Below are 3,355 nucleotides of genomic sequence, written 5' to 3'. Positions count from 1 at the left end.
TCTGATTCAAATCGCCCCTTTCGGGGCCGTTCGAGCAGACTTCACGACTTGGATCAAATTGTTCGGCCAGGCCTTGCATTGGCTCAGTCCCCTCCGGACGGACGAAGGGCGCGGGGTCCCGAGAGACCACGCGCCCTTCGTGCGGAATGACCCTCATCAGAGGGCGCAGGAGGGAGAACTCTCCCGCGTCGCTCCGACTCCGGTTACTTCGTGCAGCCGCAACCGCACTTCTTCACGGGATTCGGATGAATCATCTTGGTCGGCTCGACGTACTGGTCGAACTCGGCCTCCGTGCACATCTTGAGCTCGAGGGCGGCTTCCTTGAGGGTCTTGTTGTTGACGTGCGCGTAGTGGGCGATCTTCGCGGCGTTCATGTAGCCCACGAGGGGCGAGAGCGCCGTGACGAGCATGAGCGAGCGCGTCATGAGCTCATGCAGACGCTCCTTGTTCGCCGTGATGCCGGTGACGCAGTGGATCTCGAAGGACTTCATCACGTCGGCGAGGTTCTTGATCGACTGGATCAGGTTGTAGGCGATCACGGGCTTGAAGACGTTGAGCTCGAAGTTGCCCTGGCTCGCGGCGAAGTTGATCGCGGTGGCGTTGGCCATCACCTGGACGGCGACCATCGTCACGGCTTCGCACTGGGTGGGATTCACCTTGCCCGGCATGATCGAGGAGCCCGGTTCGTTGGCCGGAATGTTGATCTCACCGAGGCCGCAGCGCGGGCCCGAGGCGAGCCAACGGATGTCGTTGGCGATCTTCATCAGGTCGGCGGCGAGGCCGGCAAGCGCCCCCTCGAGGAGGCAGACGGCGTCGTGGCTCGTGAGGGCGTGGAACTTGTTCGGCGCGTCCTTGAAGCGCACGCCCGTCTTCTGCGTCAGGATCTCGGCGACCTTGGCGCCGAAGCCTTCCGGCGAATTGATGCCGGTGCCGACCGCGGTGCCGCCGATCGCGAGCTCACGGCAGGGTTCGAGCGCCGCATTGATCGCTTCGCGGCTGTGCGTGAGCATGGAGGCGTAGCCCGAGAACTCCTGGCCGAGCGTAAGGGGCGTGGCGTCCTGCAGGTGCGTGCGGCCGGACTTGATCAGGTCCTTGAACTCCTCGGACTTGGCGTAGAGGGCCTTCTCGAGGCCTTCAAGGCGCGGCAGGAGGTAGTTCGTCGTTTCGATCACGGACATGATCGAGAGGGCGGACGGGAACGTATCGTTCGAGGACTGCGACATGTTGACGTGGTCGTTCGGATGGACGAGCAGGTCCTTCGAGAGCGAGGCCTTGTCGCGGAAGTTGCCGCCGAGAATTTCGATGGCGCGGTTGGCGAACACTTCGTTCATGTTCATGTTCGACTGCGTGCCCGAGCCCGTCTGCCAGACGGCGAGCGGGAAGTTGCCGTCGAGCTTGCCGGCGAGCGCTTCGTCGCAGGCCTCTTCGATCGCGTCCGCGCGCTTGGCGTCGAGCTTGCCGAAGGCCTGGTTCGCCTGAGCGCAGGCGCCCTTGAGGAGCGCGAAGGCGCGCACGATCTCAACGGGCATCTTCTCAATGCCGATCTTGAAGTTTTCGTAGCTGCGTTCGGTCTGCGCGCCCCAGTACTTGTCGTTCGGGACCTTGACCTCACCCATCGAATCCTTCTCAATGCGGAAAGCGTCCATCTCAGTTATCTCCTTGAATTTCTTCGAGTTCGGTCTCTCGAACAGCGCTCCTCGCCGTCCCGCCGAACCTCGTTGATGCGAATGATAATGGTTCTCCTTATCATCGAAAGTGGTAGTTTCGTAAAGAGCGCCGCATACCAATGACGGAGATCAGAAGGAGGGGCGCCGCCGGTCCGCACTCTCTAGAATGAGGGCCTTTTCCGGCTGGGCCGGCTGCCCGGACTGCTCCGGCTTGCGGCGCCCGTCCGCCTCCGTCATCACCTCCGCCCATTCCCCATGCCCGACCTCACCGCCCTCCCCGGCCTCACGCCGGCGGACCTCCCCGCCCGGTTCCCCTCGCCCTGGCACGGCGCCCCCGTACGCGCGGCCGCAGCCGCCCGCGGGATTCTCGAAGCGGCGGGAGTGTTCAAGGCGCCTCGGGGGCGCCGAGGGCTCCTGATCGTCGAGGACCTCGACGCGTCGTGCGGTCCGCGGCTCTTCGCGCTCTCGGCCGAGGAGCCCCATCACGACCCCGTCATTGCGCCCGGAGAGGTTCTTCCCGCCGCGGACGCCGTCGCGGGCGTGACGCCCGACGACCTCTTTGAGGCGCAGGCGGCGAGGACCACCCTCGTCACCGTCATGGGGGAGGTCTTCACGCTCCTCGACTTCGCGCGGTCTGAACGCGCGAAGCGCCCGGAGAAAATCGCCCGCGGGGGCGGCGCAGGCCTCAACCTCACGTTCGCGCACTGGAACCGGGCGCTTCTTGATGCGCTCCGCTCGCCGCTCGCCGCGAACCTCCTCGCCCTTGGGCGCCTGAACGCCGCCGGCCGCCGCCTGCGGCCCGCCGCGTCGATGGAATGGTGGCGGGGGCCGGGTCCGGTGCACGACGTCAAGTGGGACGGCATGGCGCTCTCGCCCCGCACGACGACGAAGCCCCTCGTCGAGCGCCTCCTCGAAGGCGTTCCCTTTGCGAGCGAACCGCGCGCCGAGGACCCGGAGATCCTGCGCCTCAGGCCGGAGATTCTTCTCGAGCGCCGCGACTTCATCGCGGTCGTGAAGCCCTCGGGCCTCCTCTCGGTGCCGGGCACCGGGGGGCTCCCCGATGCGCTGACGATCGCCTCCGAAATGACGGGCTCGACGCTCACCGCCGTCCACCGGCTCGACATGGACACCTCCGGGATCCTGCTCTACGGGCGCACGCCTGAGGGCGTCAAGGCCCTGATGGCGGCCTTCCGTGAGGGCCGGGTCGAGAAGCGCTACCGCGCGCTCCTCGAGGGTGCGCTCACGGCCGGCTCGGGGCGCGTCGAACTCCCGATCACGACGCACCCCCTGGACCGCCTGCGGCAGATGGTGGCGCTTCGGGGGCGCCCGTCCGTCACCGACTGGCGGCGCGTGGGGAATGCGGCGACCTCTTCGGGGCCGCGCACCCTCGTGGACTTCCTCCCGCGCACGGGCCGCACGCATCAGCTGCGCATTCATGCGGCGCATCCGATGGGGCTCAACGCCCCGATCGAGGGCGACCCCTACTACAGCCGCGCCGGGCTCTTCGCCGACACGACGGCGACGCCCCTCAAGCTTCACGCCGCCGAGATCGTCTTTCCCGATCCGCAGACAGGTGCGTCGGTGCGGCTCGCCGCCCCCGAGCCCTTCGGACTCTGAGACCGGGGGCGCGCACCGGGCGCGGGCGGTCAGGCGCGCAGAAACTCCGGCAGGCGCTTCAGGTAGAGCGC

2 protein-coding genes are annotated in these 3,355 nt (G+C 67.2%); one reads left to right on the top strand and one right to left on the bottom strand.

Features of this window, described 5'->3' with window-relative positions:
* Positions 1-203: 203 nt before the first annotated feature.
* The gene (fumC, locus tag ACT6Y9_RS09670; RefSeq protein ID WP_443744369.1) at positions 204-1,646 is read right to left on the bottom strand and encodes a class II fumarate hydratase; all 1,443 of its coding nucleotides are present in this window, start codon (positions 1,644-1,646) and stop codon (positions 204-206) included.
* A 276-nt stretch (positions 1,647-1,922) separates the two neighbouring features.
* On the opposite strand from fumC, the gene ACT6Y9_RS09665 reads away from it, so the two are divergent.
* Positions 1,923-3,284 carry an RluA family pseudouridine synthase gene (locus tag ACT6Y9_RS09665; RefSeq protein ID WP_443744368.1) on the top strand — a complete coding sequence of 454 codons (1,362 nt, stop codon included), beginning with the start codon at positions 1,923-1,925 and terminating at the stop codon, positions 3,282-3,284.
* Positions 3,285-3,355 lie beyond the last annotated feature (71 nt).

Source organism: Sutterella sp. (assembly GCF_052272535.1).
Classification (GTDB): Bacteria; Pseudomonadota; Gammaproteobacteria; order Burkholderiales; family Burkholderiaceae_F; genus Sutterella.
The sequence above is the reverse complement of the archived record's forward strand: the minus strand, read 5'-3'. Positions and strand labels throughout refer to the sequence as shown.

Bases quoted from the DNA above. Each gene is read 5' to 3' on its own strand.
- fumC (WP_443744369.1), bottom strand. From the start codon at position 1,646: ATGGACGCTTTCCGCATTGAGAAGGATTCGATGGGTGAGGTCAAGGTC.
- ACT6Y9_RS09665 (WP_443744368.1), top strand. From the start codon at position 1,923: ATGCCCGACCTCACCGCCCTCCCCGGCCTCACGCCGGCGGACCTCCCC.